We start from the raw sequence: 24,108 nt of genomic DNA on the forward strand, positions 1-24,108 counted from the left end.
AGGGAACATGGATCAGTTGGCACTCAAGGCAATCGAGCGCATCGCCGCAGAACGGCGCGCGCCGTATCAGCACATCACGGTCGAGCGGATCACGCCGATCATCGGCGCCGAGATCGGCGGCGTCGATCTCTCGCAACCACTGAGCGACGAGCAGCTCACGGAAATCCGCCGGGCCTTTCTGGAGAACCACGTGGTGGTGTTCCGCGATCAGCACCTGACGGTGGACGAGCACAAGGCGTTTGGCCGGCTGTTCGGTGAGTTGCGGGCGCTGCCGGTGGAAGACATCGACGGCGATGACCCGGAGCTGGTGGTGATCCGCGCCAATGCGCAATCGCGCTACGTGGCCGGCGAAACCTGGCACACCGACGGCACTGCCGATCTGGCGCCGTCCATGGGCTCGATGCTGTACGTCAAGGAAACCCCGGCCATCGGCACGGGCGGCGATACGCTGTTCGCCAACATGCACCTGGCGCTGGAAATGCTGTCGCCGACGATGCAGCAGTTTCTTGGCGAACTAACGGCGATCCACGACGGCGCGATTCCGTGGAAGGGCTATGAGGCGCCGGCCAACCTGCCGAAAACCGAACACCCGGTGGTGGTTCGCCACCCGGATACCGGGCGCAAATCGCTGTTCGTCAATTCAGGCTTCACGTCGCACATCGTCCAGTTGTCCGGCGGCGAAAGTCAGGTGCTGTTGAACATGCTGTTCGATCTGGTCGCCCGCGAACCGGTCCTCAGCTGCCGCGTGCGCTGGGCGCCGAATACCCTGGTGTTCTGGGACAACCGTTGCACCCAGCACCATGCGGTCTGGGATTATTTCCCGCATTCGCGGTATGGCGAGCGGGTGACGATTCTGGGGACGCAGCCGAAGGCTTGAGTCTAAATAAACCGGTGGGAGCAGCGTTGCCGTTCCCACCGGTCATTCACAGACCTTGTTTGAGCAGTTGTTCGACGATCAGCTCGCCAAACGCCAGATTCCCGTGCAACGGGTCATCCACTTCGCAATACGCCGGGAGCTGAAAACCCTGCTCATCATTCGCCGCATCGCGCACGTCGATCAGCTCGATGCCGAGTCCTTGCAGGCGCTCGATCAGTAGCGCCTGCGCCGCCATGAACACTCGCGAATCGGACAGCTCCGGCACTCGCTGCGGCGGCAGTACGGCGAACACCTTGAGGTTCATCGCCCGGGCCTGTTCATAGAACGCCAGTGCAGGCCGGGACAGGGTGTCGACGATGGATTCGAACAGGGGACCTGCGAGAAAACCTTCGTCGAATTCGCCGTCCGGGGTCTGGTAACACGTCCAGTTCGGCGCGGTCGCGAGGTAGTGCAGGCTCAGGCCGAGGGTACTCACCAGCGGCACCCCGACCTTCGCCAGTTGCGGCACTTCGAACGGCTCAAGGGCCTGGCGATACAGGCGTTCCATCTCGGCCTCCCGAAACACCACGTCATGGCGGGTCAGGCTGAAAAAATCCACCGCAAAATCCCGCCCGGTGCCCAGCGGGCCGCCGCTGAAAGGCAGCTCGCGGGCCTGCGCTGCCTTGCCGATGACCCCGGCATGGGAGTCGCCCAGCAGCAGAAACCTAGGCGTAGTAATCGAGCACGGCGTCTTCACAGACAAGCTCCTCGCTGGACACGCTGGTAGAGGGCACGCTGACCGGCGTCTGCACCGGTTGAACCGCATCCAGCCCGGCGAAAAACTGCTGCATGACGAACGCCACGCCTTCGGGCGTGACCTCGCGCTGGTTGGGCTGATAGAACGCGCCCTTGAACGGTGTGCCCGTGATGATTTCGTAAGAAGGGAAATAGTCGACGTCGTGCAGGTCTTCACATAGCTGCCCGGCGACGGCGCGCAGGACCGATTTGGAATAGGTGGTGGCGCTCAGCACATGCTCGCCCGTGGCCGTCGCCGTCAGGGGTACCGGTGACACGGTGAGCAGCAGGCGCAGTTGCGGGTTGATCGAGCGCATCAATTCCAGCGCCCTGACCATGTCGCCATAGGTGTCCATGAAGCCGAAGTTGCAGAACTTGTGAAGCCGCGGATCGAAGGTGCCACGCACAGTGCCGGGGCATACGGGATACACCAGACCCGTCTGGCGGTTTTGCCAGGCTTCGGTCAGGCCGAGAGTGAACACAAACACGTTGGCCCGGCGCAGGGCGGTGCGAATGGCGTCGAGGGTGGCTTCGCGCGATGCGAACAGCGCGTCCTCGCTGGCAAATCCGTCTGGCTCCACGGCCGGGCGGAACGGGTCGAAGAAACGCCCGTCATGGGCCCAGGTTTCGTCGGGCGGCAGGCTCACGCCCAGCGCCCATTCGAGCCACTGGCACAGCATCGCCGGGGTGTACAGATTGCCGGTGCGGAACGAGAACACCCCGTAGTTGTGGGCTTTCCAGTCGGCTGCGGGCAATTCGGTCGGGGCCGGTTCCGCGTCCAGCCAGTTCATGCCGCGCTCCACCAGCGCACGACCGATGTGCTGGGCGAAACACGAGCCGGCGGTGACGATGGCGTCCTTGTTGCCGATCTCGAACTGTGGCGTCCACAGTTGATCGATGTGCAGCGCGGGCTTGTCAGCCACGGCGGTGCGCCAGAAAGCGCGGGGTGGCAGGCATTGATAAGGATTCACGACGAGGGCCTCCTTGGCGGTCGCTGATAAAACGGGGTCAGCTGATTTGATAGCGGTAGATCAGGTCGTCAAACCACCGATCTCCAATCTGATAGGCCTGCGGCACGCGGCGCTCGAATACAAAACCGCATTTCTCCAACACCTTGCAGGACGCGATATTACCGTCGGTCACGGTCGACTCCAACGAGTCCAGGCCGATGGCGGCGGCATAGTCGATGATCGCCTGCCGCGACTCGGTGCCAAAGCCTTTGCCCTGATGTTCGGGCAACAGCAGGCAACCCACCTCGGCATGCCCCGGCGACAGGATACGGAATCCGGTCACGCCCAGTTCCTGACCGCTGGCCCTGTCGGTTACCACCAGACACAACCAGTGATCCGACTGCGGCCCCCAGGCCGGAAGACGATGCTCGAAGCCTTTACGCACCTGGTCCTCGGCAATTTCGCCGAACACGTACTGCATGGTCTGCGGCTCGCAATGCAGCCTGAGGAACAGCGGCCAGTCGGATTCGACCATCGTGCGCAGGTCCAGGCGTTGCGTGGTGAGCTCGAGCATCCGCTGCTCCTTGCAAGGGCGGAAAGGGAAGACGGTTTTTTACTGGGTGTGGGGCGAAAGATCAATGGTTTGATCAGGCGTGTTTCGCAAAGCCGATCTTGATTGCCACCAGCAGCGGTGCCGCCACCGCAAACAGCAACGTCACCGCCATGAACGCACTGTCAAAGGCAATCACCAGCGACTGCTCCGAGACTGTCCGTCCCAGCAGATTCGTCGCGACCCGGGCCGCCGCCGCAGGCTCCATGCCTTTGCCCATCAGCCATGAGCCAGTGTTCGTCAGCCGTTCGATGAGTGCCGGGCTGCCCGGCGTGACGCTGCTGCCCAGGATCACGGCGTTGGCGGCGTGGCCGTGCTCGATCAGCGTTTGCAGCCCGGCCACGCCGATCAGCCCGCCCAACTGGCGGCCTGTATTGAACAGGCCGATGCCGGCCGCCAGATTGCGGCTGTTGAGGTGAGTGAACGCGATCAGGGTGATCGACAGAAACAGAAAGCCCAGCCCGAGCCCGCGCAGCAGGATGGCGCTCATCATGTCTGCGCTGCCGCTTTCGCGGGTCGAGCCGGACAGCAGCCACATGGCAATCATGATCATCAGAATGCCGAACGGCACCGTGGCAAACGGCGCCACGCCGCGCGACTGCATCAGCCAGGCCGCGATCAGCAGCGCTACGACAAACAGTACGCCGCTGGGCAACAGCAGCAGGCCGGCCTCGGTGAAGGTGAAACCGAGCACCGACACGGCAAAGGCTGGAATCAGGTACGCACTGCCGAACAGCGCTGCACCCGCGACGAAGCTGACGATGAAGGCGAACGAGAAATCGCTCGATCTGAACAGACTGAAGTCGAGCACGCCTTTGCCGTTGCTCAACAGTTGCTGGCCCAGAAACCCCAGCAAGGCTGCGCTACCGACCAGCGTCAGCCAGACGATGCGCGGCGCCTCGAACCAGTCCCAGCGCTCGCCCTGGCTGAGCACGTAGGTGAAGCAGAGCAGGGCGGTGGCGCTCAGCAACAGCCCCAGACCGTCTAATGGACGTCGGCTGGCTGGGGCGGGTGTCGGGGTGGCTGTGATGAGTAACAGTCCGCTGGCCACCAATGCCAATGGCACGACGCTGAGGAAAATCCACGTCCAGGACTGGCTGTCGACCAGCCAGCCTTGCAGGGCGGGCGTCAACGTGGCGGAAGCGACGACCGCGCCGATGGCGAACAGCGCTTGCAGCGCGGGTTGCAGCTGGCGCCGGTAGCTGCGAAAGATCAGCACCTGGCCGGCCACCAGCAGCGTGCCGCCGGCAAACCCCTGCAGGATGCGCAGCGCGATCAGCAGGTCGAGCCGTGTGCTGCAGGCAGCGATGGCGCAGGCCAGCCCCATGGCCAGGGTCGCAGCGACGATGACGTTGCGCGGGGCGAAGCGCGCCAGTAGCCAAGACGCCGTCATGAAACCGATCAACTTGAACCCGGTGTAGCCGATGTCCAGCCAGGCAAATTCATCGGGTGTGGCGGCGGTGTCACCGATGATGTCGCTGCGGCCCAGTACCAGCGCGGTGCCCGCAATCGCTTCGGTGAGGCTGGCCAGCAGAATGCCGATCATCAGCAGCACGCCGGGCCGGTCTGCGGCAGACCGGTTCATGACCCGTCTCCACGCTCCACGTCGACCCGCGCTGAAAGCCCCGGCACGATGCGCCCCGGCAGGGGATTATTGGCCAGGCGGATTTTCACCGGCACCCGCTGCACCACCCGGACGAAATTGCCCGTGGCGTTGTCGGTCGGCAACAGGCTGAAGGCCGAGCCGCTGCCGGGAGCAAAGCTGTCGACCACGCCCTCCAGCGCATCGTCCGGGTAGCCGTCGACGGTGATGCGCACCGGCTGACCGGGCTGGAGATGCTCCAGCTGGGTTTCCTTGAAGTTGGCCACGACCCACACGTCCTGCACCGGGACGATGTCGAGCAAGGCCACCCCCGGCGTGACGTAACGGCCGACCCGTACCTGACGGTTGCCGACCACTCCGGTCACGGGCGCACGCACCACGGTGCTGTCGAGGTCTATCCGGGCCAGATCCTGCGCTGCCTCGGCCTGAGCCATGGCCGCGAGGGCGGCGCCGCGCTGGGCCAGCAACACAGCGAGGCGTTGGCGTTGTGCCTCGACCGACGCCGAAGCCGCATCCACTGCTGCGGATGCACGCGTCTGGGCCGCCGCCGTCTCATCGACCAGCGCCATGCTCACGGCATTGCTGGCGATCAGTTTGCGGTTGCGGTCGTGGGTCTTGCCGGCGAGGTTCATCTGCGCGGCGGCGGAGCGGCGCTCGGCCTCGGCCTGGCGAATCTGCGCATGTTGCAGTTGCGTCTGGGCATCGACATCGCTGAGGCGCGCCTGTGCCGATTTGAAGTTGGCTTCGGCCTGGGCGAGGCGGGCGCGATAGTCCTGATCGTCGATGCGAAACAGCACGTCGCCGCTCTGCACTGACTGGTTGTCGCGCACCTCGACGCTGGTGACGTAGCCGGCGACTTTCGCCGCCAGGGACGTCACATCGCCCCGCACATAGGCGTTGTCGGTCGAGATGCTGTTACCGCCGTAAAACACGGTATAACCGCCCGCCACGATCGCCAGAGCGGCGGCGCACGACAGCAGTCCTGCCGCCTTGCGCTTGCCTTGGCGCGGTGTGGCGGACGCGGTTTCGGATGGCGCCGTGCTGGCGGCGGTGGACTGGGGCGCGTTCATGATCGGGGTCCTGCGCAAGGCCGACACCTTCGGCAGCCGGGCTGCCGAAGGTGGGGCGGCGAATGAATCGGTTACGGCTTGACCGGCTTGACCGGCTTGACCAGGTCGGTCTCGCTGCTGTCGAGCACGAACACCGCCAGCAGACGGGACGGTTCGGTGGTGCTGGCATTGGCGCTCACCGCGTGGAAATCGCCCGGTTGCTCGACGAAGTTTTCCCCGGCCTTGTAGACCTTCTCCGGCCCGTCGCCGACTTTGCTGCGCACAGCGCCGTCAAGCACCGTGGCGTAGATGAACGCGGACTTCGGATGGAAGTGCGCCGGAGAAGATCCACCGGGCGCGTATTCCACCAGCACGCCCCGCATGGATTTGCCGGGGACGTTGGGCAGGGCGCGGTCGAACACCACAGTGACCTTGCCCCCCTGCGGCTCGGCGGCCGAGGCGGACGAAATCGAAAGGGCCGCAAAAGCGGCGGCGAGCAGGATTCGGCTGAACATGGCGATACTCCTTCAAATCAGGTGGGGTGTTTCAGCGCTGGGTCGATTTCGCCAGCCAGTCTTCAAAGCGGGTTGGGCCCAGGCGCGGGTTGCTGCTGCCGGGGGTAAGCGACTGGTCGTCGAGTACGTCGCCGAAGTAGCGGGCGTGGACGTCCGGGATCACCTTGCGGGTGTCGTGGGTAGCGCGGAAATAGCGTCTGACCAACTCGTCGAGCGGCATGGCTTCGGGGCCGGCAATTTCCTGCGTGCCGTTGAGCGGCGCTGCCAGTGCTACGTCAGTGAGTGCAGCGGCGACGTCGTCTGAGGCCATGGGCTGGATCAACGCCGGCGACAGGCGTACTTCCTCGCCAACGGTGGCGGACTGGGCAATGCCGCCGACAAATTCGAAGAACTGCGTGGCCCGCAGCAGGGTGTACGGAATGCTCGACGCTTTGATCAGGTTCTCCTGCGCGACCTTGGCGCGGAAGTAGCCGTTGGCAGGCGAGCGCTCACTGGCGACGATCGACAGCGCTACGTGATGGCGAACCCCGGCGGCGGCTTCAGCGGCGAGCAGGTTGCGGGTGGAGGTTTCGAAAAAGTCGAGTACGGCCTGGTCTTCCCACGACGGCGCGTTGGACACATCAACCACCACCTGGGCACCGTCCATCGCTTCGGCCAGGCCTTCGCGGGTGATGCTGTTGACGCCGGTGTTGGGGGAGGCGGCGAGGGCGTCGTGGCCGCGTTCGCGCAGATTGTTCACAAGTTTCGATCCGATGAGGCCGGTGCCTCCGATAACGACGATCTTCATGGCATCTCTCCACTGGCCGACGGCAACCATTGCTGTCGATGTGTGTCGAGCATGCCTGTGGGGCTCGGGCAAATCCTTGTGGTGACCTTGGATTTGCCTTGGTTTTTTGTCCAGACAGACCAATCCGTCGGCAGATGCGCAGACCACTGTACAGACCGGTGCGGTGGCCCAGGGTCTGCCGTATGATTGAGCGCCAAACCATCGCCTGCCCGGACACGGAGTCGGGGGCGCTCGATCAGGAAACAGCCACCGTGCAATTCGTGTTTGAAGACTACGTGCTCGACCAGCAGCGCCGGGAACTGACCTGGCGCGGGGAGGTTGTGACTGTCGGGCCGCAGGTCTTCGATCTGCTGTTGCTGCTGGTCAGCAATCGCGAGCGGGTGGTGAGCAAGGACGAACTGTTGAGCGCGGTGTGGAGTGGCCGGATCGTTTCCGAATCGACCATCACCAGCCACATCAACGCTGTGCGCAAGGCCATCGGCGACACCGGCGAGCAGCAGCGCCTGGTGCGCACGGTGCCGCGCAAGGGCTATCGCTTTGTCGGTGAAATCATCCCGTGCGACAGCCCCGTCAATACGCCTGAAGCACCTGCGAAACCCGAGGTGGCCGCGACACTTGTCCTGCCGGAAAAACCTTCGATCACCGTCCTGCCATTCCAGAACCTCAGCGGCGACCCGGAGCAGGACTACTTCGCCGACGGCATCGTCGAAGACATCATCACCGCGTTGTCGCGCCTGCGCTGGCTGTTCGTCATCGCCCGCAATTCCAGCTTCACCTACAAGGGCAGGGCGGTGGATGCGCGGGGCGTGGGGCAGGAACTGGGTGTGCGTTATGTGCTGGAAGGCAGCGTGCGCAAGTGCGGCAACAAGATCCGCATCACCGGCCAGTTGATTGATACCTGCAGCGGAACGCACTTGTGGGCCGAGCGCTTCGAAGGCCTGCTCGACGATATTTTCGAACTCCAGGACCAAGTGGCCGAGAGCGTTGTGGGCGCCATCGCGCCGCAGCTCGAACGCGCGGAAATCGAACGGGCCAAACGCAAGCCCACCGACAGCCTCGATGCCTACGATTATTACCTGCGGGGAACCGCCAAGCTGCACATCGGCACCCGTGAGGCGATCGAGCAGTCACTGGCGCTGTTCTACCGGGCGATCGAACTGGATCCGGAATTCGCCTCGGCGTACGGCATGGCCGCTTGGTGCCATTTCTGGCGCAAGCTCAACGGCTGGATGACCGACCGGCCCCGGGAAATCGCCGAAGGTGCGCGGCTGGCGCGAATGGGGGTGGAACTGGGGCGCGATGACGCCGTGGCGCTGACCCGTTGCGGTCATGCTCTGGCCCATTTGACCGGGGATGTCGACGGTGGCATCGCCTTCCTCGACAGGGCTCGTTTGCTCAATCCCAACCTGGCCCCGGCGTGGTTTCTCGGCGGTATCCTGCGCGCCTTGCGTGGCGAAACCGACGCCGCCATCGCCAACCTCGAACATGCCGTGCGCCTGAGCCCGCTGGATCCGGAAATGTTCCGCATGCAGGTCGGGATGGCGCTGGCGCATTTCTTTGCCGGTCGTTTTGAACTCTCGGCTTCCTGGGCCGAAAAAGCGCAGGGAAACCTGCCCAGCCTGCTGGTAGCGGCCGCGTTGATCGCCGCAAGCCAGGCGCTCAGCGGGCGAACCGACAAAGCCGGGCAAACCTTGGAACGGGTGCGCCAGCTGGACCCAACATTGCGGGTATCCAGCCTGAGCGCGTGGCTGCCCATTCAACGGCCTGAAGACGTTGCCCGGTTTGCCGAAGGTTTGCGGTTGGCAGGGTTGCCGGAGTGACGACTCAGCCGGCCAGCGTCGCGTTATCAATCACGAACCGATATTTCACGTCGCCCTGCAGCATCCGCTCGTAGGACGCGTTGATCTGATCGGCGCGAATCAGCTCGATGTCGGAAACGATGCCGTGCTCGGCACAGAAATCCAGCATCTCCTGGGTTTGCGGGATGCCGCCGATCATCGAACCGGCGATGGTCCGGCGCTTCATGATCAGGTTGAACACGTTCGGTGACGGATGCGGCGAGGCGGGGGCACCGACCAGCGTCAGGGCACCGTCGCGCTTGAGCAGCACCAGAAACGCATCGAGATCGTGAGGCGCGGCGACGGTGTTGAGGATCAAGTCAAAGCTCTTGGTGTGCGCGGCCATTTCCTCGGCGTTGCGCGACACCACGACCTCATCGGCGCCCAGAGCCTTGGCGGCTTCGCGCTTGGACTCGGAGGTGGTGAACGCCACGACATGCGCGCCCATCGCATGGGCCAGTTTGATCCCCATGTGGCCAAGGCCACCGATACCGACCACGCCGACCTTTTTGCCCGGTCCGGCGTTCCACTGACGCAGTGGCGAGTACGTGGTGATGCCCGCACACAGCAGCGGCGCGACGGCGGCCAGTTGAGCTTCTGGATGACGGATACGCAGCACGTAGCGCTCATGCACCACGATGTTTTGCGAGTAGCCGCCAAGGGTCCAGCCGGGTGCGTCCGGGGTCGGGAAGTTGTAGGTGCCGATCATGCCGTCACAGTAGTTTTCCAGGCCGGTTTCGCAGTCGTCGCAGTGTTTGCAGCTGTCGACGATGCAGCCGACACCCACCAGATCACCGACCTTGTAGTCGGAAACGTGCGCACCGACTGCCGAAACGCGGCCGACAATCTCGTGCCCCGGCACGCAGGGGAATTGCGTCCCGGCCCATTCGGCGCGCACCTGGTGCAGGTCGGAGTGGCAGATGCCGCAGAAGGCGATGTCGATCTGCACATCATGGGCGGCCGGCGCGCGGCGATTGATCTGCATGGGCTCAAGGGGTTGGTCGCCGGCGTGGGCACCGTAGGCATGTACGAGCATGGGAGTAGTCCTTGATGAATGTGTCGAAGGACCATTCTTCCCGGATTGCTCGCACAGCCTGTTGTGCATTTCTGTGGATTGCTTGCCTGATCCTGTTTTCGAACCGAGCAACCCACCGTCGACCTGTACCGGTTCAGTCGCGCGTCTGGGCGACAATCGCGAAATTCCCCGGCGCCTTTTCCAGCAGGCCCAGAAACCTCACGAGATCGACCTTGCTGCCATCCACCTTCAGATCATCGGAGGTGAGCGTTTCCTTCAGCCCGGCGGTGCCGCCCAGCAGCTGGACGAACAGGTCCTTGGTGACGGTCAGCGTTGCGTTGGCATTCGCCGCCGTCGGGCCTTTTCGGTAGTGCAGCACGGCGTTCTCGATCCACAGCACGAACGATTCATTCGTATCGGTCAGCACCAGATTGAAGGTCCAGTTCTTGCCATCCGCCGCCGGCCCGTCGAGGCTCGCGGCCATGGCTTCGAGGAAGCGTTCGGTGGGCGTCTGTCTCATCAGCTCGATCAGATCGGAGCGTTTGACGCCTTTGGCCGGCGGGCCGTTGCGTAGCTCCATGGCCGCCGTCAGGTAGCTGTTGCGCCAGGTCGCTGACTCCGCCTGATAGCCCATTTGTTCATACGCGCGGGCCAGCAGTTCCTTGGCGGCTATGTCGTCGGGTTTGGCGAGCACGGCCTGATCCAGCAGCTCGGCGACCCAGCGGTATTCGCCCTTGTCATAGGCCACGCGGGCGGCTTCGACTACTTTGGCGTTGCCTCCCATCAATTCGACGTAGCGCTTGGCGGACTCTTTGGGCACCAGCGGATTCAAGTGCGCGGGATTGCCATCGTAGGCGCCCAGGTACATCTGGTAGATCGCCTTGACGTTGTGGCGCAGGTCGCCGTAATAGCCACGGGTGCCGAAGTACGACGCGAGCGAATCCGGCAACTGGATCTTGTCGGCGATCTCGTTGGGGGTGTAGCCGGCGTTCATCAGGCGCACGGTCTGGTCGTGCAGGTATTTGTAGACGTCGCGGTGCTTGGTGATGAATTCGCGGATCCGCTCGTTGCCCCAGATCGGCCAGTTGTGCTGACCGAAATAGACCTCGGTGTCGCCCAGCTCGTCGAGGGCGATTTGCGTGTAGTCGGACCAGCGCAGCGCATCGCGCACCTTGGCGCCACGGATCGGCAAGAGGTTGTGCATGGTCTGCGCCAGCAGCTCCGCGCCGCCGTAGGCCTTGAGCGCGGGGATCGAAAAGGTCAACTCGGCCGGGGCTTCCGCGCCGGGCATGTTGTGGAACACGAAGCTGATGCCGTCGAGCACCAGCGGCTGGATCGGCTGGTCGATGATCTGCGTCGGCGGCAGGATGCCCATGCTGCCGTAAGCAACGTTTTTGCCCAGGCCGGTGTCGACGATGCCGGTGGCGCCCGGCGTCAGGTTCTTGCCGAACTGATACATCGACCGCCGCGCCATCGCCGGGCCCGCCAGGATGTTTTCGCTGGTGGCTTCCTCCATGAATCCGGCAGGCGCGACGATGGGAATGTTGCGCTGGGCGACTTCGCTGCTCGAGGTGATGCCCAGCACACCGCCGAAATGGTCGGCATGGTCGTGGGTGAAAATGATCGCGGTCACAGGCTTGTTGCCCAGATGCTCGCGGGCGAATGCCAGCGCTGCGGCAGCTGATTCCCGGGAGGTCAGCGGGTCGACCACGATCCAGCCGGTCTGCCCGTCGATCAGCGTCATGTTGGCGATGTCGAAACCGCGCAACTGGTAAATCCCGTCGCGGACCTTGAACAGACCGATCTGCGCATTGAGCATCGCGTGCCGCCACAAGCTCGGATTGACGGTGGCCGGCGCCTGGCCTTCGACGAAGCGGTACGCATCGAAATCAATCAGGACATTGCCGTCAGCGCCGAGGATCTTGCCGGTGGGTCGGGCGATGAAACCGCGCTGGGCATCTTCCATGTCGCGGTTGTCGCTGAGGTCCAGGCCCTTGATCGACGCCTGGATCACCGCTGCCGTGGCGGGCGTGGCATCTCCCGCAGCGACGCTCGGCTTGTTGTCACAGCCGCCGAGTGACACCAGCGTCAGGGCGATGATCGTGTAGAGGGTCGGTTTCATTCTTGTTGTTCTCCGAGGGTCGAATGCGCTCCAGCCTAGGGGCAGGGCGGCGATGTATCCAATGCATTGTTTACATCCGGATAATGCGTCGCTAGCATCGGGCGAATGGATCTCAAACGACTGTCACACCTTCTTGCGCTGGCCGATGAACGCCATTTCGGTCGCGCCGCCGAGCGCGTGCACCTCAGCCAGCCGGCCCTGAGCCGCAGCATTCAGGCGCTGGAAAGCGAAACCGGGCAGCGCCTGTTCGACCGCGACACCGGCGACGTCCGCCCGACGCCGGCAGGGGAGTTCCTGATCGAGCGGGCGCGGCGACTGCTGTTCGATGCCCGATCACTGGAGCGGGACATGTCTCTTTACAGCGACTGCCAACTGGGCAGCCTCGCTTTCGGTGTCGGCCCGTTCCCGGCGGCCATGTTGATGCATCAAGTAGTGCCGCGACTGCGCCTGGATCACCCGGCAGTCACGCTGCGTGTCGAGGTGAACAACTGGCAGATTCTCGAAGCGCGATTGCGCGCTGAAGCGATCGAATTCTTTGTGGCCGACATCCGTAACTTCACGGCGGAATCCGATCTGCTGATCCGTTCGCTGGGCCAGGTTTCGGCAGGTTTCTTCGTACGACCGGAGCACCCGCTGGCCGGGCGCAAAGTGCAGATGGGCGAGCTGGAAAGCTACGGCATCGCCACGACGCGCCTGCCGGAAGTGGTGAAACTCGAGACCGCCCGAACCCTCGGCATCTCCACCCGCCAGACGCTGCCCATCGTGTTGGAGTGCGATGACGTGGCGTTGCTCAAGACCGTTGCTGGTTCAACCGATACCATCCTCGGCGTCATCCATGGCGCCGTGGCCGAAGACATTCGGGTGGGGCGTTTGATTGAGCTTCATGTTGTCGACAGGCCGGGATTTCATTCTGAAATTGGTGTGGTGAGCTTGCAGGGCCGAAGCCTGTCGCCGACGGCTCTATGTGTGATTGATGCGGTCGTTGCCGAGATGCAATCCGTTCACGTCGAACAATCCCCACGTCTTTAGAGAGACGTCCTACAGCCACGATTTTCCTGCTTCGTTAACGTCGTGCAGCCTCTTTTGAGGGGCTGCCGATGCATGAACGAAAGGACAATCAGTGGCTGGTCAAAAGGACATTCCCCGGGTTCCCAACCCACCGGCAGGCGACGGGCATCACGTCACTTACCGCTACATGGCGGCCACTGAACTGGCCGATCAGCAAGACCGACAAGACAAGTACGACGCCATGCTGGCGAGACAGGACGCCTTCGAGCGCAGCCGTGAGGTGGCGGCGAACAAGCCTGACCCAGTGCGCGCCGGCTGCGTGTTTGCCAAGACCTGCAAGTTGCCGGACGCGATCATCGATTACTCCAATCCTTCGGGGATGGTGCCGACTGACAGCCTGAAGGATTACGGCGAGCTGATTTTGCTCGGTGGCCGTGAGGCCGATGACAGCGGTGGGGTTGAACTCAAGAAAATCAGCGGCACGGCAATTCCTGCGGGGCTGGGCACTTTCGCCCTTGCCGGTGAGGCGTTCAAGGCATTGCCTGCGATGGCCTCCGCCGCTGTCATCAGTCCGTTGCTCGGGCTGGTGGCGATGTTCGTGCCCTCGAACCTGGGCGACAGCGCGCTCTACACCGAAGACCAGTTGCTCGCCCTCAAACAGGCCCGAACCCGCGTGCGCCTGCGCGTTGAACAGCAGGCCGACGGGAGCCTCAAGGGTTACGGCTTCTACACCGGCAAGAACCGCGATTGGGAGATGGTTGATGTCGTGCAGTTCGCTGCACGCGGTAGCCGGTTTGTTGCAGACCTCGGTGAAGGTGTTGAGCTGATCTGGACGCCGGCTGTGGACGGCTCCGATATCCTCGGTATTCCGGCACTGGAGGCTGCTCCGCAGGCGCCGCATATCTGGGTGTATCCGCCGACGAAAGCGGCGGACGGGATTCTGGTGAATCCGGTTTATCCGCCGGAGTATCGGGATTTCATATTGGTGTTTCCGGCGAATTCCGGGGTTCGGCCGCTGTACATTGTCTTGAATGTTTCCAGCAGGAAGCTTCCCAGCCCCGATCACGATTACCATTCGGCACCTGAAACGGAAGAAATTGTCGGATTCCCGGGTTTGAAGGAAGGGAAGAAGAAAACACCAAAGCAGGGCGGTGGCGGTCTTCGAGAACGCTGGACGGATGCTAAAGGCAGAACCGTCTACGAATGGGACTCACAGCACGGAGAACTCGAAGCCTATCGTGCAAGTGATGGCAGCCATCTAGGGGCTTTTGATCATTTAACAGGCGAGCAGATTAGCCCGCCCAAGAAAAACCGCAGCATTAAAAAGTATTTGTGAGGCTGGAATGGGACTAAAAGTCAGATTGAATTGGTATGACAAAGAAACAGAGCTCGCTGAGGGAAAGGAGTACTCGGTCGATCTCGGTGTTGACGGTTCGATCATCGAGTCTTTGGGCCTGCTGGAAGAAACTGAGATTTATGACGGCGGGTTTGATGTACGGAATGACTGGATAGCAAAATTACAGCCATTGTTTAACCACACAATCGAGCCAGCGGTATTCGACTACCAAGTGTCCTTTCGATACAGAACTACGTGGTGAGCAACCACTAGCAAAGGGGGCGGATGTATTCACGAAAATACATCCGCCCCTTTTCACATAAGCGAATCAGCCCCGCTGACCCCGCCCCGCATAATTGAGCACAAACTGCACATGCGCCTTCACCCCGGTGGCCAGTGTCGCGTCATCGGCGGTGAAGTAGGGGCTGTGGTTGTTCGGCGCCTTGCTCATGTCCTGACCTTCCGGCGTGGCGCCGAGGAACACGAACAAGCCCGGCACCTTGCGCGCGTAGTACGAGAAGTCTTCGCTCGGCGACAGCGAGGCGGGCAGGCGCTCGACCTTGCCCGGTGCTGCCAGCTCAAGGGCCGGGATCATGGCTTCGGTCAGGGCTGGATCGTTGGTGGTCACGGGCGCATTGTTCACCAGCAGCAGGTTGGCCTGGGTTTCGTAGGCGCTGGCGATGCTGTTCACCAGCGGCGGCATCTTTTTCAGGATCGTGTCGCGGATGTCGGCGTTGTTGGTGCGGATGGTCCCGGTCATTTCCACGGTCTCGGGAATGATGTTGGCCGCCGAACCGCCATTGATCGTACCGACACTGATCACGCCCATGCCCTGGGTTAGATCGACGCGCCGACTGACCAGCGTCTGCAATCCGCTGATGATGCCTTGGCTGGCGACAATTGGATCGACCCCGCTCCAGGGCGCCGAGCCATGAGTCTGCTGGCCCTTGACCGTGATGCGAAACGAGTCGCTGCTGTTAAGCACGGTTCCGGACTTGTAGAACAGATGCCCGGTCGGATAACCCGCCATCACATGCACCCCGAACACCGCCTCGACCTTGGGCGAATCGAGCGCGCCATCGCGGATCATCGCTTGCGCGCCAATCAGAGTGTCGGTCTGGAATTCGTCGACATCAGCCGCGCCTTCTTCAGCCGGCTGGAACAGAAACACCACCGTCCCGCGCACCTGATCCCGATGCTCGGCCAGCACCTTCGCGGCCCCCAGCAACATGGCGGTGTGGGTGTCATGCCCGCAGGCGTGCATCACCGGCACGCTCTTGCCGAGCCGCGTGCTGGTGGCCTGGCTGGCGAACGGCAGGTTCGTCATCTCCTTGACCGGCAATGCGTCCATGTCGGCGCGCAACGCCACGACCGGCCCCGGCAATCCGCCTTTCAGCACCCCCACAACACCCGTCTTGCCGACCCCGGTGCGCACTTCAATATTCGACGCCTTCAGTCGCTCGGCCACCAGCGCGGCGGTCTTGAATTCAAGATTGCCCAGCTCTGGATGCTGGTGAATCGTATGGCGCAGATCGATGACTTCCTGATTGACCGCACTCACGGCGGCATTGACCCAGGGCGCATCGGCGGCATGGCTGGCAGTGGCAACGAACGAGGACAGAACGGCGAGGCAGAGTGTGGTTTTGCAGAAACGGATCAAGGCGGGACTCTCTCTTATGGTTTTTATTGGCGTCAGAGGGTATGCCGCGATGCAAGACGGAACAAACGAGTCTGGCCGGTAATCGCACGGCTTTTGGTTTTTCGCGTTTTTGCCAGCGCGCGGCTTTCAGCGGATTGTTTTCCATCGCCTGATCCGCTTCACTGTGGCTCTTTTGCCTGAGCGGAAATCAATCATGGAGCGATGCGAAGCACTGGTCATCGGCCTCGGCGCCATGGGCGCGGCCACGGTGTATCAACTGGCGAAAGCCGGGGTCAACGTGGTCGGCATCGACCGCCACCATCCGCCGCACACGTTCGGCTCCAGCCATGGCGACACCCGCATCACCCGGCTGTCCGTGGGCGAGGGCGCGCAATACGTGCCCATCGTGCGCAACTCCCACCGCATCTGGCGCGAACTGGAAGCGCTGTCGGGCGAGTCCCTGTTCGAACAGACCGGCCTGCTGGTGCTGACCTCCAGCCCCGACTTCGATCCCGCCGACGAAACTGACTTCACCCTGCGCACCATCGCCCTGGCGCAGACCTACGGCATCGAGCACGAAGTCCTCGACGCTGCCCAGATCCGCCAGCGCTTCCCGCAATTTGCTCAGGTACGTGACGACGCCATTGGCTACTTTGAACCCGAAGGCGGTTTTGTACGGCCCGAACGCTGCATCGACGTGCAACTCAGACTGGCCGAACAACGCGGCGCCACGCTGTACAAGGGCGAGACCGTGACCCACATCAGCTCGGACGAACAGGGCGTCACCGTCACCACCGACCAGCGCACCGTGCGCGCGGACAAACTGGTGGTCACCGCCGGCAACTGGGCGGGCGGCTTGCTGGGCGCGCCGTTCGACAGACTGCTCAGCGTCTATCGGCAAAAACTGTTCTGGTTCGAAACCGAGCCCGACGCGGAACTGGTCGGCCACTCGCCCACGTTCATCTTCACTCACGGCCCGGACGACGACTTCTATGGCTTTCCCGCATTGCCGGGGGAGGGCAGTTTGAAGGTGGCTACGGCGCAATATCACAGCGCATCCACGCCTGAAACTCTGGATCGCACAGTCTCGGCCGAGGAAGAACGTGAGATGTACGAGCAGCGGGTGCAGGGGCGCATTGCCGGGCTGACGGATCGGGTGGTGAAGTCAGCGGTTTGCGCCTACACCGTTACGCCGGATCGGCATTTCATCATTGATGAGCATCCACGGTTGCAACATACGTTGGTGGTGTCGGCGTGCTCCGGGCACGGGTTCAAACACTCGGCAGCGCTGGGGGAGGCGTTTGCGCAGTGGTGTTTGCGGGGGAAGAGTGAGCTGGATCTTTCGTTGTTTTCGGTGGGGCGGTTTGAGCAAGAGTGCCAATCTCTATGAATCATGAACTTTGGCAGGAATCCGATGGCTGTCAGACTTTTTGTCCGGCGGGTGCTCGCGGAGATGGTGCACGTGCACTGATGGATCCGGGGGCGACACTGGTGTGGGAGGTCGAGGCAGAAAGTTATTTTGAAGCGATGACAAAATACTATGCGCACATGCAATGGGGTGAGTATGTGACGGACTTTCCCGATCAGGACAAGATGTCCTACAGAGAGTTGGGGTGGGAATGACCTGTCAATCAAAGGTTTCGAATCGAAAATGAGCAAATTTGGTTGCACATGCGGAAATGTGATCTTCGATATTACTGACAACTTGCCCTTTAAAGCGTGCCTGCTTCGCAACGAAGTAGAGAATGCATTCTGGGAAGAAGTACACGATGAATTCGAAGCTCTGATTGAGGCTGTCGAGTCGGGAGAAAAGGCCGAAATCGCCAATACATTCGGTGAGTCTTCACCTTTGGCCAAAGCGATGGGCGGATTGGAAAGACGTTTATACGGCATCCACGCCCTCCGGACGTCATATGTTTATGAGTGCGCGGATTGTGGACGTCTTTGGGTGCAAAAGGCCGCGGGTAACCAGTTCGTTTCATATGTTCCTGAAGAGGGTGGATATCAGGCGATCTTGTCGGCGACGTCAGGCGATTCCGAGAGCCTGGATTGCGAATAAATAGGGAACTGCCCAGTGTCCAACCGCTATGCCGCCTCCCGAAAGAGGATGGCGAATGACTTGAGAAATGTGCAGCTGCTGCAGGGGCAGCGACTTGCTGAGTTATTGCATGAACAATATTACTTCAACGAGGAAAAATGCCTGTCTGACGTAGGGTCATTGCTCTGGCGGTGTGGCGAACATAAGAAAGTTGCGATGTACCTGCTGAGCGATGGGGAAAGTGTTGGAGCTGATGAGTCCGATCTGGAACCTCCCACGTCCTTTGCGCTCGATGCCGCGAGCTTCTGCTCGTGGCGTAGGGAAAATCTGCTTCGCAACAGGTCTGCTCTCTTTCTCGAAGGAAAAATCATCACAGCGGTTCAAGGTGTTGTTGATAAAGTAGCGGACGGAGAGGTTTGGCTTGTCGGCTTTCAAGTTGCCTTCGAGACAGGCGACTACCTGATCTACCTGAATCAAGGTGACGATGCAGTCGTTCTGATTAACGAATGGCCCAAGAGGTTGGAGGGCATCGAAACCTGTTTGGTGACCTCGTTGGAATGAGCATTTGTTCAATGGCAGTCTGTTCGAAAATAGATGCGTCCCCATTTTTTCGTCCCCATTTTTTTGACCGGACTCTTGATAAAAATTTGAATCGTGTTGGTGATTGAATGAGCAACAGAGTGGACTGGGAAAATCGAGGCAAGACAGTGGCGGAGCTTATCGCTGAACTTAAGACTTTTGGCGATCAGCACCTTAAGGTGGAAATGTCTTTTGATGAGGGCGAAACAACAAGGCCGATCAGTCTTGTCGTTAAGGGAGATGGAACGTGCCTTTTATTGCATATAGATTCGGTAGGTGATTGACGGCAGTGGCGGCTCGTCATGAGCAGGGCATTGTAATACTCGCTATTTGAAGTGCTTGGCGAGGTCACTTGTCTGCTTCAAACCTTAAGGGCAACGGTATCTACTTAAAAATACTGGGGCACCATCGTACTTAAGGAAGAAATATGGCGGCGGATTTATTTATTCGAATAATAAATTCGCCCCTATTTTTGTCACATGTCTTCTGGGTCTGGCGCGATTTTGGGATTTGGCATTCGATATAGCCAGCTAAATGTATTACTTCGCTTACATTTTTGAGCCTGACAGTAAATTCTCCTTGGTTGTTTTCTTTGGTTCCGGGTATTCGACGAATGATTTCCTCACGTGAGAATTTGGGGAGACGGAGGCATGGCTTCCGGAAATAAAACAACATCCATCTTTGGTTCGGGATGAATGCAAAATCCCACTCATCGCCACGCAAAAAACGAAAATCCTTGATGTGCCCGTGCGAGCCTGGAAAGAAGTCATAGCCTTTTAGCGTTGATGCCCATCCAATCATGTAAAAGAATGCGTGTTTAGCCTCTGGAGTACGTAGGATCTCGTAGTATTCCCGAAAAAGCTCACTGTTCTCAGCGCCGCGCAGCATCTCGCTATCTCCCAGACCTTAGTGAAAGATCATAAGTAGAGTCCATGAAAAGGGGCGTCTCAGGACACCGATCCACCCATTGATCAAGCACGCTCTCCAATACACCACCATTGAACTTCGACCTCATCATCGTCTTGGGTTACATCGTGCCCATGCTCAATGAACTGTTCGGGCAAATCCAAGGCAAGCCTATCGCTCAAGTGTATCGGAGCAAGCGAGTTCTGCTGCCCCAGAAAGCTCAAGTAGTACTCACGGTCATAGAACACAGTCACTTCACTTTGGTGTAACCAAGGCCAAGTCAATAAACAGGCGACGCGGTAGTAGCCTTGGCTGCGATCCGCCGCACGGGAAAGGTGGGCTGCTGCTTCGAGCAACTGCTGAACACAGAAAGCCTGCACTTCGATACGTGCCTGCGGACCTTCAACGAGGGTATTGATTACCGGGATTTTCCACTTTGAGTAACGCTTGTGCTCATCAATGCGAGGATGGAACTCGCCGCTGAAGCTCGCGGCCCAGTACTCCAATGCGCGTAGATGACGGGGGATGTTTCGGAGTTTTTTGTTACTGAGGAGCAATCTTCGCAAGGGATATCCTTATCTGGTGTAGTGAGATTAACGACTTGGGCACTCATCGCAGACAGCAAAACGGTCAGGACTATCATGGGTCGGCTCTGGATGATCCAGGCCGGAGATTTTGAATCATTCCGTCCAGAAGCGATGATCGAAATTCCCGCATTCTGTTACGAGCGTCCGGTTTTGGCTGTGGATTCAACCGGTCGATGCAACAGATTGGCTAAATCGTTCTGCCGGTGTTTCGTAGTCTAGTGTTTTCCGAGGGCGGCTATTTAGCTGCCTTGCGACTTCATTGAGCGCGGCTTGCGAGTGATCCGCAAGGTCGGTTCCTTTCGGGAAATACTGCCTTAACAACCCGTTGGTGTTCTCATTCGATCCCCGTTGCCAAGGACGATGAGGATCGCAGAAGTAGACCTTGATGTCGGTAGCCACCGTAAAGCGCTTATGGTCAGCCATCTCTTTGCCACGATCCCACGTCAGCGATTTGTAGAGTTCTTGGGGTAAGTTGCGGGCGTTTTCGATCAGGGCGCTGATGACCGTCTCGCTATCCTTACCGTCCAATTTCACCAGCATTACGTAGCGGGTATGACGCTCAACAAGAGTGGCAATTTGGCTGTTCTTGCTACCGCACAGCAGGTCACCCTCCCAATGACCTGGAACCGCCCGATCCTTAGCCGCGGCTGGGCGTTCGCGGATCGATACCGCGTCAGTGATTCGACCGTGATTTTCTTTCTTCTGCGTGTGATGGCGCGAGCGACGCATGGCCCGCGTGCGCCGTAAATGCTCAAGCAACTCCTTCTTTAGAGCCCCGCGAGCCTGTATGAAGAGCGTGCGATAGATCGTCTCGTGTGACACCTGGTAGCTCGTATCATCCGGGTAGGTACGCTTCAACCAACCGGCAATTTGTTCCGGTGACCACTGCAATTGAAGCTTGTCTGCAACAATTTGCGCCACCGTTCGGTTCTCAACAAGTTTGCACACCTTAGGTCGATGCGCGCGATCCCAGGCAGCCTGATCAGCTTGATTAGCCCGGTAGCATCCTTGGCCACCGTTGCGTCTGATTTCACGGCTGATCGTAGAGGCTGCTCGCCCTAGCAACGCAGCCATAGAACGGATCGAGTTACCTGCCACCACTGCACGCGAAATCTCTTCACGCTCAGCCAACGTCAGCGCCAATCTGGATCTGCGGCGTACAGCGGGTCTGATACCGCCTGTTTCCGCCAAGATGCGCTGTATCGATGAATGGTTTCGATCAAAAAGTTGGGCGATGTGCTGGAGAGAGTCGCCTTTCTGCCAGTGATCCCACATCAGCTTTTTCTGGCTTTCGGTGTAATAGATCCGCGGTCTCTGCTTCATCTGCAACACTCCTTCTGCTTACACAGAATTTAGTTGTGTTGCATCGACCGGTTGAATCCACAGCCGATAGCTGCCATTAACCATGGCGGCTATCGGCCAAAACTCATTCACTTTGCCGTTGCAAACTATCTGGTTGCGAAGTGCAAACGTTTAGGTCTTCACTTCAACATGATCCAACGCCTGATTCACCGCCAACTCACTCAACATCACCAACTGCGCAATCCCGATCGCAGTCTTGCGATGGGCCGGCTCCAGCGTGGCAGCAAAGTTATTGAGCATTTCACTGACCGATCCCAATGATTCGCTCGCGTTGGCCAGCAGGGATTCGGTGTTGTAGGCCGGATTTGCCAGGTACATAGGGTCGTGTTTGTGATGGCTGCCCATGATTCGTTGCTGCGGAGTGAGGTAGTGATCGATAGCGCGTTCAGCCGCTTCGTTCAGGGTACGAGAATCGGGGAATTTGTAGGGCGATACCGGATCTGTTTCCGGTGGGTTCGGTGTTGGCTTGAACATAGATGTAACTCCAGGGTGAGAAAGTGGAGCCATCAGCCTCGCTACCAAACGAGGGTGGTGGCCATACGGAGGTTGGTAGACCGGTCACCTGGATACCCGGCGCGTCCGAAGACGCCCTACGCATGGCCACCATAAAACAGAGGGCGAAAGAGTCCCTGCAATCTGGTGTTGCGATGCGACAGGTAATCCGGGCTACCAAACCCGATCACTGTTTTTCAGTGACCCGGAAACGATAAAACCCGCACCCCAGACGCACAAGCCGGCGGATTCTGGCGTAGTCGTAGGCAATGACGCAAGACGCTGTAGCCGTGGTGAAGTAATGCCGGGCATTTCTAAACACCATTCAAAAAACGCTTAAACACGCCGCCCTCGCCATGTCGAAATCAGACGCCCATACCCGTCCTGAATAAAAGCGGACTCCCGCCTGCGGAATAACGCGATCACATCAATTTCAATTTTCCTGTCCGTACCCATTCTTTCTCGGCACCTACCAGCGCCGCGTCGCTTTTTAAGCTTGATGAAACGTTTCAGCAGGTTTATAAAAACGGCACAACTCCAAGAAAGGCTTCTCCCATGACCCCGCTCAAACTCGTTGTTGCCCTCTGCGCACTGTCCGCTGCCTCCCACGCCATGGCTTGGGATTACGTTCTGCTCGACACCGACAAAGCCGCTCAGAACTGGCAGATCACCAGCCAGCAACTTGGCCTGAAAACCGACAAACCCTTCAGCGTCAGCCTGCGCACCTTGCATGGCGGACGGCAGGAGGGCGTCAGCATTGTCGACATCGATAACGGCACGATGAAACTCTCGGTGGTGCCGACGCGGGGAATGAATGTCTTGCAGGCCTCGGTCGGCAATGTGCGTATGGGCTGGGATTCGCCGGTCAAGGAAGTGGTCAATCCGTCCTTCATCGAACTCAATGGTCGTGGTGGTCTGGGCTGGCTGGAGGGTTTCAATGAGCTGGTGACCCGCTGCGGATACGAATGGGTCGGCCACCCCGGCGTCGACAACGGCGAACTGCTGACCCTGCACGGCCGGGCCGCCAACATTCCTGCGAACAAAGTCACCCTGCACATCGATGAAACGCCACCGTACGCCATCACCCTGCGCGGTGAACTGAAAGAGCAGGCGTTCAAGAAAGTCGACTTCTCGGTCGCCACCGAACTGGTCACCGAACCCGGCAGCGTAGTGTTCGCGCTTAACGACACCCTGACCAACAACGGTGACTATCCGAAGGAATACCAGGCGCTGTACCACAGTAACTTCAGCACCCCGTTCCTGGAGCAGGGCGCTCGTTTCGCCGCGCCGGTGAAACAGGTGTCGCCGTTCAACGACAAGGCCAAGGGCGATTTGGCTGAATGGCAAACCTACCGCGCACCGACCAAGGACTACGACGAAACGGTTTACAACATCGTGCCGTATGCCGATGCCAAGGGCGATACGTTGACCGTGCTGCATAACAAGGCCGGCAGTCTGGGCGTTTCGGTTGGCTTCAATACGCAGACATTGCCGGTGTTTTCCCTGTGGAAGAACACCGATACCCAAGGCCAGGGTTATGTCACCGGGCTGGAGCCTGGGACGAGTTTTTCCTACAACCGCCGTTATCAGCGCCCACTGAACCTGGTTCCCACCATCGGGCCGAAGGAACACAAACAGTTCCGCATCAGCTACAGCTTGTTGGCGGATAAGGCGGCGGTGGATAAGGCTTTGAAGCAGGTGAGCGACATTCAGGGTGGGCGGGAGACCGAGGTGCGGCAGACACCGTTGGTTGATCTGACCAAGGGGTGACACCGGCCAAAAAAGGGGGGACTGATTTATTTTTCCTGAATAAATCAGTCCCCCCTTTTTTATTCTGTGATGGCGCTCTCGAACGGGCCCGAATGCCATTCGCCATGTCGAAATCAGACGCCCCCATGCCGCTCCCAGGCTATTTGCGATCAACGCCGGGCACGTAAGGTGACGCATCATTTCATCGCCCTGCGTCGTCGTCCGACCGATTTGTAACGCTGCAGCGCTTGAGGTGCGCCGCTCTGGAGCAG

General features: G+C 60.1%; 25 protein-coding genes. 11 read left to right on the plus strand and 14 right to left on the minus strand.

The features are described from left to right. Positions 1 to 7: 7 nt before the first annotated feature. Positions 8 to 877 (plus strand): TauD/TfdA dioxygenase family protein, encoded by an 870-nt coding sequence (locus KJY40_RS13150; protein ID WP_230737333.1) that lies wholly within the window; start codon positions 8 to 10, stop codon positions 875 to 877. A 46-nt stretch (positions 878 to 923) separates the two neighbouring features. Here KJY40_RS13150 and KJY40_RS13155 read toward each other — a convergent pair whose 3' ends face one another. The 7 genes from KJY40_RS13155 to KJY40_RS13185 all read right to left on the minus strand — a co-directional run bounded on the left by KJY40_RS13155 (position 924) and on the right by KJY40_RS13185 (position 7,165). Beyond that, positions 924 to 1,613: an SGNH/GDSL hydrolase family protein gene (locus KJY40_RS13155; RefSeq protein WP_230737335.1), complete on the minus strand. Its 690-nt coding sequence runs from the start codon at positions 1,611 to 1,613 to the stop codon at positions 924 to 926. Further along, positions 1,582 to 2,622, minus strand: a complete 1,041-nt coding sequence (locus tag KJY40_RS13160) for a GSCFA domain-containing protein (protein ID WP_230737337.1) — start codon at positions 2,620 to 2,622, stop codon at positions 1,582 to 1,584. Before KJY40_RS13160 ends, KJY40_RS13155 begins: the two co-directional genes overlap by 32 nt. Before the next feature lie 37 nt (positions 2,623 to 2,659). Further along, the gene (locus KJY40_RS13165; RefSeq protein ID WP_230737338.1) at positions 2,660 to 3,175 is read right to left on the minus strand and encodes a GNAT family N-acetyltransferase; all 516 of its coding nucleotides are present in this window, start codon (positions 3,173 to 3,175) and stop codon (positions 2,660 to 2,662) included. A gap of 73 nt (positions 3,176 to 3,248) precedes the next feature. Continuing rightward, positions 3,249 to 4,796 (minus strand): DHA2 family efflux MFS transporter permease subunit, encoded by a 1,548-nt coding sequence (locus KJY40_RS13170; RefSeq protein WP_230737339.1) that lies wholly within the window; start codon positions 4,794 to 4,796, stop codon positions 3,249 to 3,251. Further along, positions 4,793 to 5,884 (minus strand): HlyD family secretion protein, encoded by a 1,092-nt coding sequence (locus KJY40_RS13175; RefSeq protein ID WP_230737340.1) that lies wholly within the window; start codon positions 5,882 to 5,884, stop codon positions 4,793 to 4,795. The genes KJY40_RS13170 and KJY40_RS13175 overlap by 4 nt, the downstream gene beginning before the upstream one ends. 71 nt (positions 5,885 to 5,955) lie before the next feature. Next, entirely contained in the window at positions 5,956 to 6,378 is a 423-nt protein-coding gene (locus KJY40_RS13180; protein ID WP_230737341.1) for a cupin domain-containing protein, read from the minus strand. Between the two features lie 31 nt (positions 6,379 to 6,409). After that, complete coding sequence (locus KJY40_RS13185; protein WP_230737342.1) at positions 6,410 to 7,165, minus strand: SDR family oxidoreductase; 756 nt, start codon at positions 7,163 to 7,165, stop codon at positions 6,410 to 6,412. 251 nt (positions 7,166 to 7,416) lie between these two features. Here KJY40_RS13185 and KJY40_RS13190 point away from each other — a divergent pair, with 251 nt between their 5' ends. After that, a complete protein-coding gene (locus tag KJY40_RS13190; RefSeq protein WP_230737681.1) occupies positions 7,417 to 8,985 on the plus strand; it encodes a winged helix-turn-helix domain-containing tetratricopeptide repeat protein in 1,569 nt (522 codons plus the stop codon). Positions 8,986 to 8,989: 4 nt separating this feature from the next. Here the strand turns inward: KJY40_RS13190 and KJY40_RS13195 are convergent, their stop codons facing one another. Both KJY40_RS13195 and KJY40_RS13200 read right to left on the minus strand, forming a co-directional pair. Further along, positions 8,990 to 10,039, minus strand: a complete 1,050-nt coding sequence (locus KJY40_RS13195) for an NAD(P)-dependent alcohol dehydrogenase (RefSeq protein ID WP_230737343.1) — start codon at positions 10,037 to 10,039, stop codon at positions 8,990 to 8,992. Between the two features lie 133 nt (positions 10,040 to 10,172). Further along, positions 10,173 to 12,140: an alkyl/aryl-sulfatase gene (locus KJY40_RS13200; protein ID WP_230737344.1), complete on the minus strand. Its 1,968-nt coding sequence runs from the start codon at positions 12,138 to 12,140 to the stop codon at positions 10,173 to 10,175. A gap of 105 nt (positions 12,141 to 12,245) precedes the next feature. Between KJY40_RS13200 and KJY40_RS13205 the strand changes: the two genes are divergently transcribed. The 3 genes from KJY40_RS13205 (at position 12,246) to KJY40_RS13215 (ending at position 14,746) form a co-directional block, all read left to right on the plus strand. Further along, positions 12,246 to 13,169, plus strand: a complete 924-nt coding sequence (locus tag KJY40_RS13205) for a LysR family transcriptional regulator (RefSeq protein WP_230737346.1) — start codon at positions 12,246 to 12,248, stop codon at positions 13,167 to 13,169. A gap of 91 nt (positions 13,170 to 13,260) precedes the next feature. After that, a complete protein-coding gene (locus KJY40_RS13210; protein WP_230737348.1) occupies positions 13,261 to 14,484 on the plus strand; it encodes a colicin E3/pyocin S6 family cytotoxin in 1,224 nt (407 codons plus the stop codon). 7 nt (positions 14,485 to 14,491) lie between these two features. Further along, positions 14,492 to 14,746, plus strand: coding sequence for a colicin E3-like toxin immunity protein (locus KJY40_RS13215; RefSeq protein ID WP_230737350.1), 255 nt, complete (start codon positions 14,492 to 14,494; stop codon positions 14,744 to 14,746). A 66-nt stretch (positions 14,747 to 14,812) separates the two neighbouring features. Here the strand turns inward: KJY40_RS13215 and KJY40_RS13220 are convergent, their stop codons facing one another. Further along, on the minus strand, positions 14,813 to 16,144 hold the full coding sequence (locus KJY40_RS13220) for an amidohydrolase (RefSeq protein WP_230737352.1): 1,332 nt from the start codon (positions 16,142 to 16,144) through the stop codon (positions 14,813 to 14,815). A 193-nt stretch (positions 16,145 to 16,337) separates the two neighbouring features. Here KJY40_RS13220 and solA point away from each other — a divergent pair, with 193 nt between their 5' ends. The 5 genes from solA (at position 16,338) to KJY40_RS13245 (ending at position 19,024) form a co-directional block, all read left to right on the plus strand. Beyond that, positions 16,338 to 17,513: an N-methyl-L-tryptophan oxidase gene (solA, locus tag KJY40_RS13225; protein WP_230737353.1), complete on the plus strand. Its 1,176-nt coding sequence runs from the start codon at positions 16,338 to 16,340 to the stop codon at positions 17,511 to 17,513. Beyond that, complete coding sequence (locus KJY40_RS13230; protein ID WP_230737354.1) at positions 17,510 to 17,746, plus strand: hypothetical protein; 237 nt, start codon at positions 17,510 to 17,512, stop codon at positions 17,744 to 17,746. Before solA ends, KJY40_RS13230 begins: the two co-directional genes overlap by 4 nt. Positions 17,747 to 17,774: 28 nt before the next feature. Beyond that, positions 17,775 to 18,182 (plus strand): hypothetical protein, encoded by a 408-nt coding sequence (locus KJY40_RS13235; protein WP_230737355.1) that lies wholly within the window; start codon positions 17,775 to 17,777, stop codon positions 18,180 to 18,182. A 15-nt stretch (positions 18,183 to 18,197) separates the two neighbouring features. Beyond that, positions 18,198 to 18,722 carry a hypothetical protein gene (locus KJY40_RS13240; RefSeq protein WP_230737356.1) on the plus strand — a complete coding sequence of 175 codons (525 nt, stop codon included), beginning with the start codon at positions 18,198 to 18,200 and terminating at the stop codon, positions 18,720 to 18,722. Between the two features lie 107 nt (positions 18,723 to 18,829). Further along, complete coding sequence (locus KJY40_RS13245) at positions 18,830 to 19,024, plus strand: hypothetical protein (RefSeq protein WP_230737357.1); 195 nt, start codon at positions 18,830 to 18,832, stop codon at positions 19,022 to 19,024. A gap of 130 nt (positions 19,025 to 19,154) precedes the next feature. Here KJY40_RS13245 and KJY40_RS13250 read toward each other — a convergent pair whose 3' ends face one another. From KJY40_RS13250 to KJY40_RS13265, 4 genes are all read right to left on the minus strand, one after another. Then, positions 19,155 to 19,628, minus strand: a complete 474-nt coding sequence (locus tag KJY40_RS13250) for a hypothetical protein (RefSeq protein WP_230737358.1) — start codon at positions 19,626 to 19,628, stop codon at positions 19,155 to 19,157. An 83-nt stretch (positions 19,629 to 19,711) separates the two neighbouring features. Further along, positions 19,712 to 20,212: a DUF3916 domain-containing protein gene (locus KJY40_RS13255; RefSeq protein ID WP_230737359.1), complete on the minus strand. Its 501-nt coding sequence runs from the start codon at positions 20,210 to 20,212 to the stop codon at positions 19,712 to 19,714. A 183-nt stretch (positions 20,213 to 20,395) separates the two neighbouring features. Continuing rightward, positions 20,396 to 21,556, minus strand: a complete 1,161-nt coding sequence (locus tag KJY40_RS13260; protein ID WP_230730942.1) for an IS30 family transposase — start codon at positions 21,554 to 21,556, stop codon at positions 20,396 to 20,398. A 150-nt stretch (positions 21,557 to 21,706) separates the two neighbouring features. Further along, entirely contained in the window at positions 21,707 to 22,069 is a 363-nt protein-coding gene (locus KJY40_RS13265; protein ID WP_230737360.1) for a DUF6124 family protein, read from the minus strand. 573 nt (positions 22,070 to 22,642) lie between these two features. Here KJY40_RS13265 and KJY40_RS13270 point away from each other — a divergent pair. Then, positions 22,643 to 23,857, plus strand: coding sequence for an aldose 1-epimerase family protein (locus KJY40_RS13270; RefSeq protein WP_230737362.1), 1,215 nt, complete (start codon positions 22,643 to 22,645; stop codon positions 23,855 to 23,857). Positions 23,858 to 24,108 lie beyond the last annotated feature (251 nt).

This window comes from Pseudomonas fitomaticsae (assembly GCF_021018765.1).
GTDB lineage: Bacteria > Pseudomonadota > Gammaproteobacteria > Pseudomonadales > Pseudomonadaceae > Aquipseudomonas > Aquipseudomonas fitomaticsae.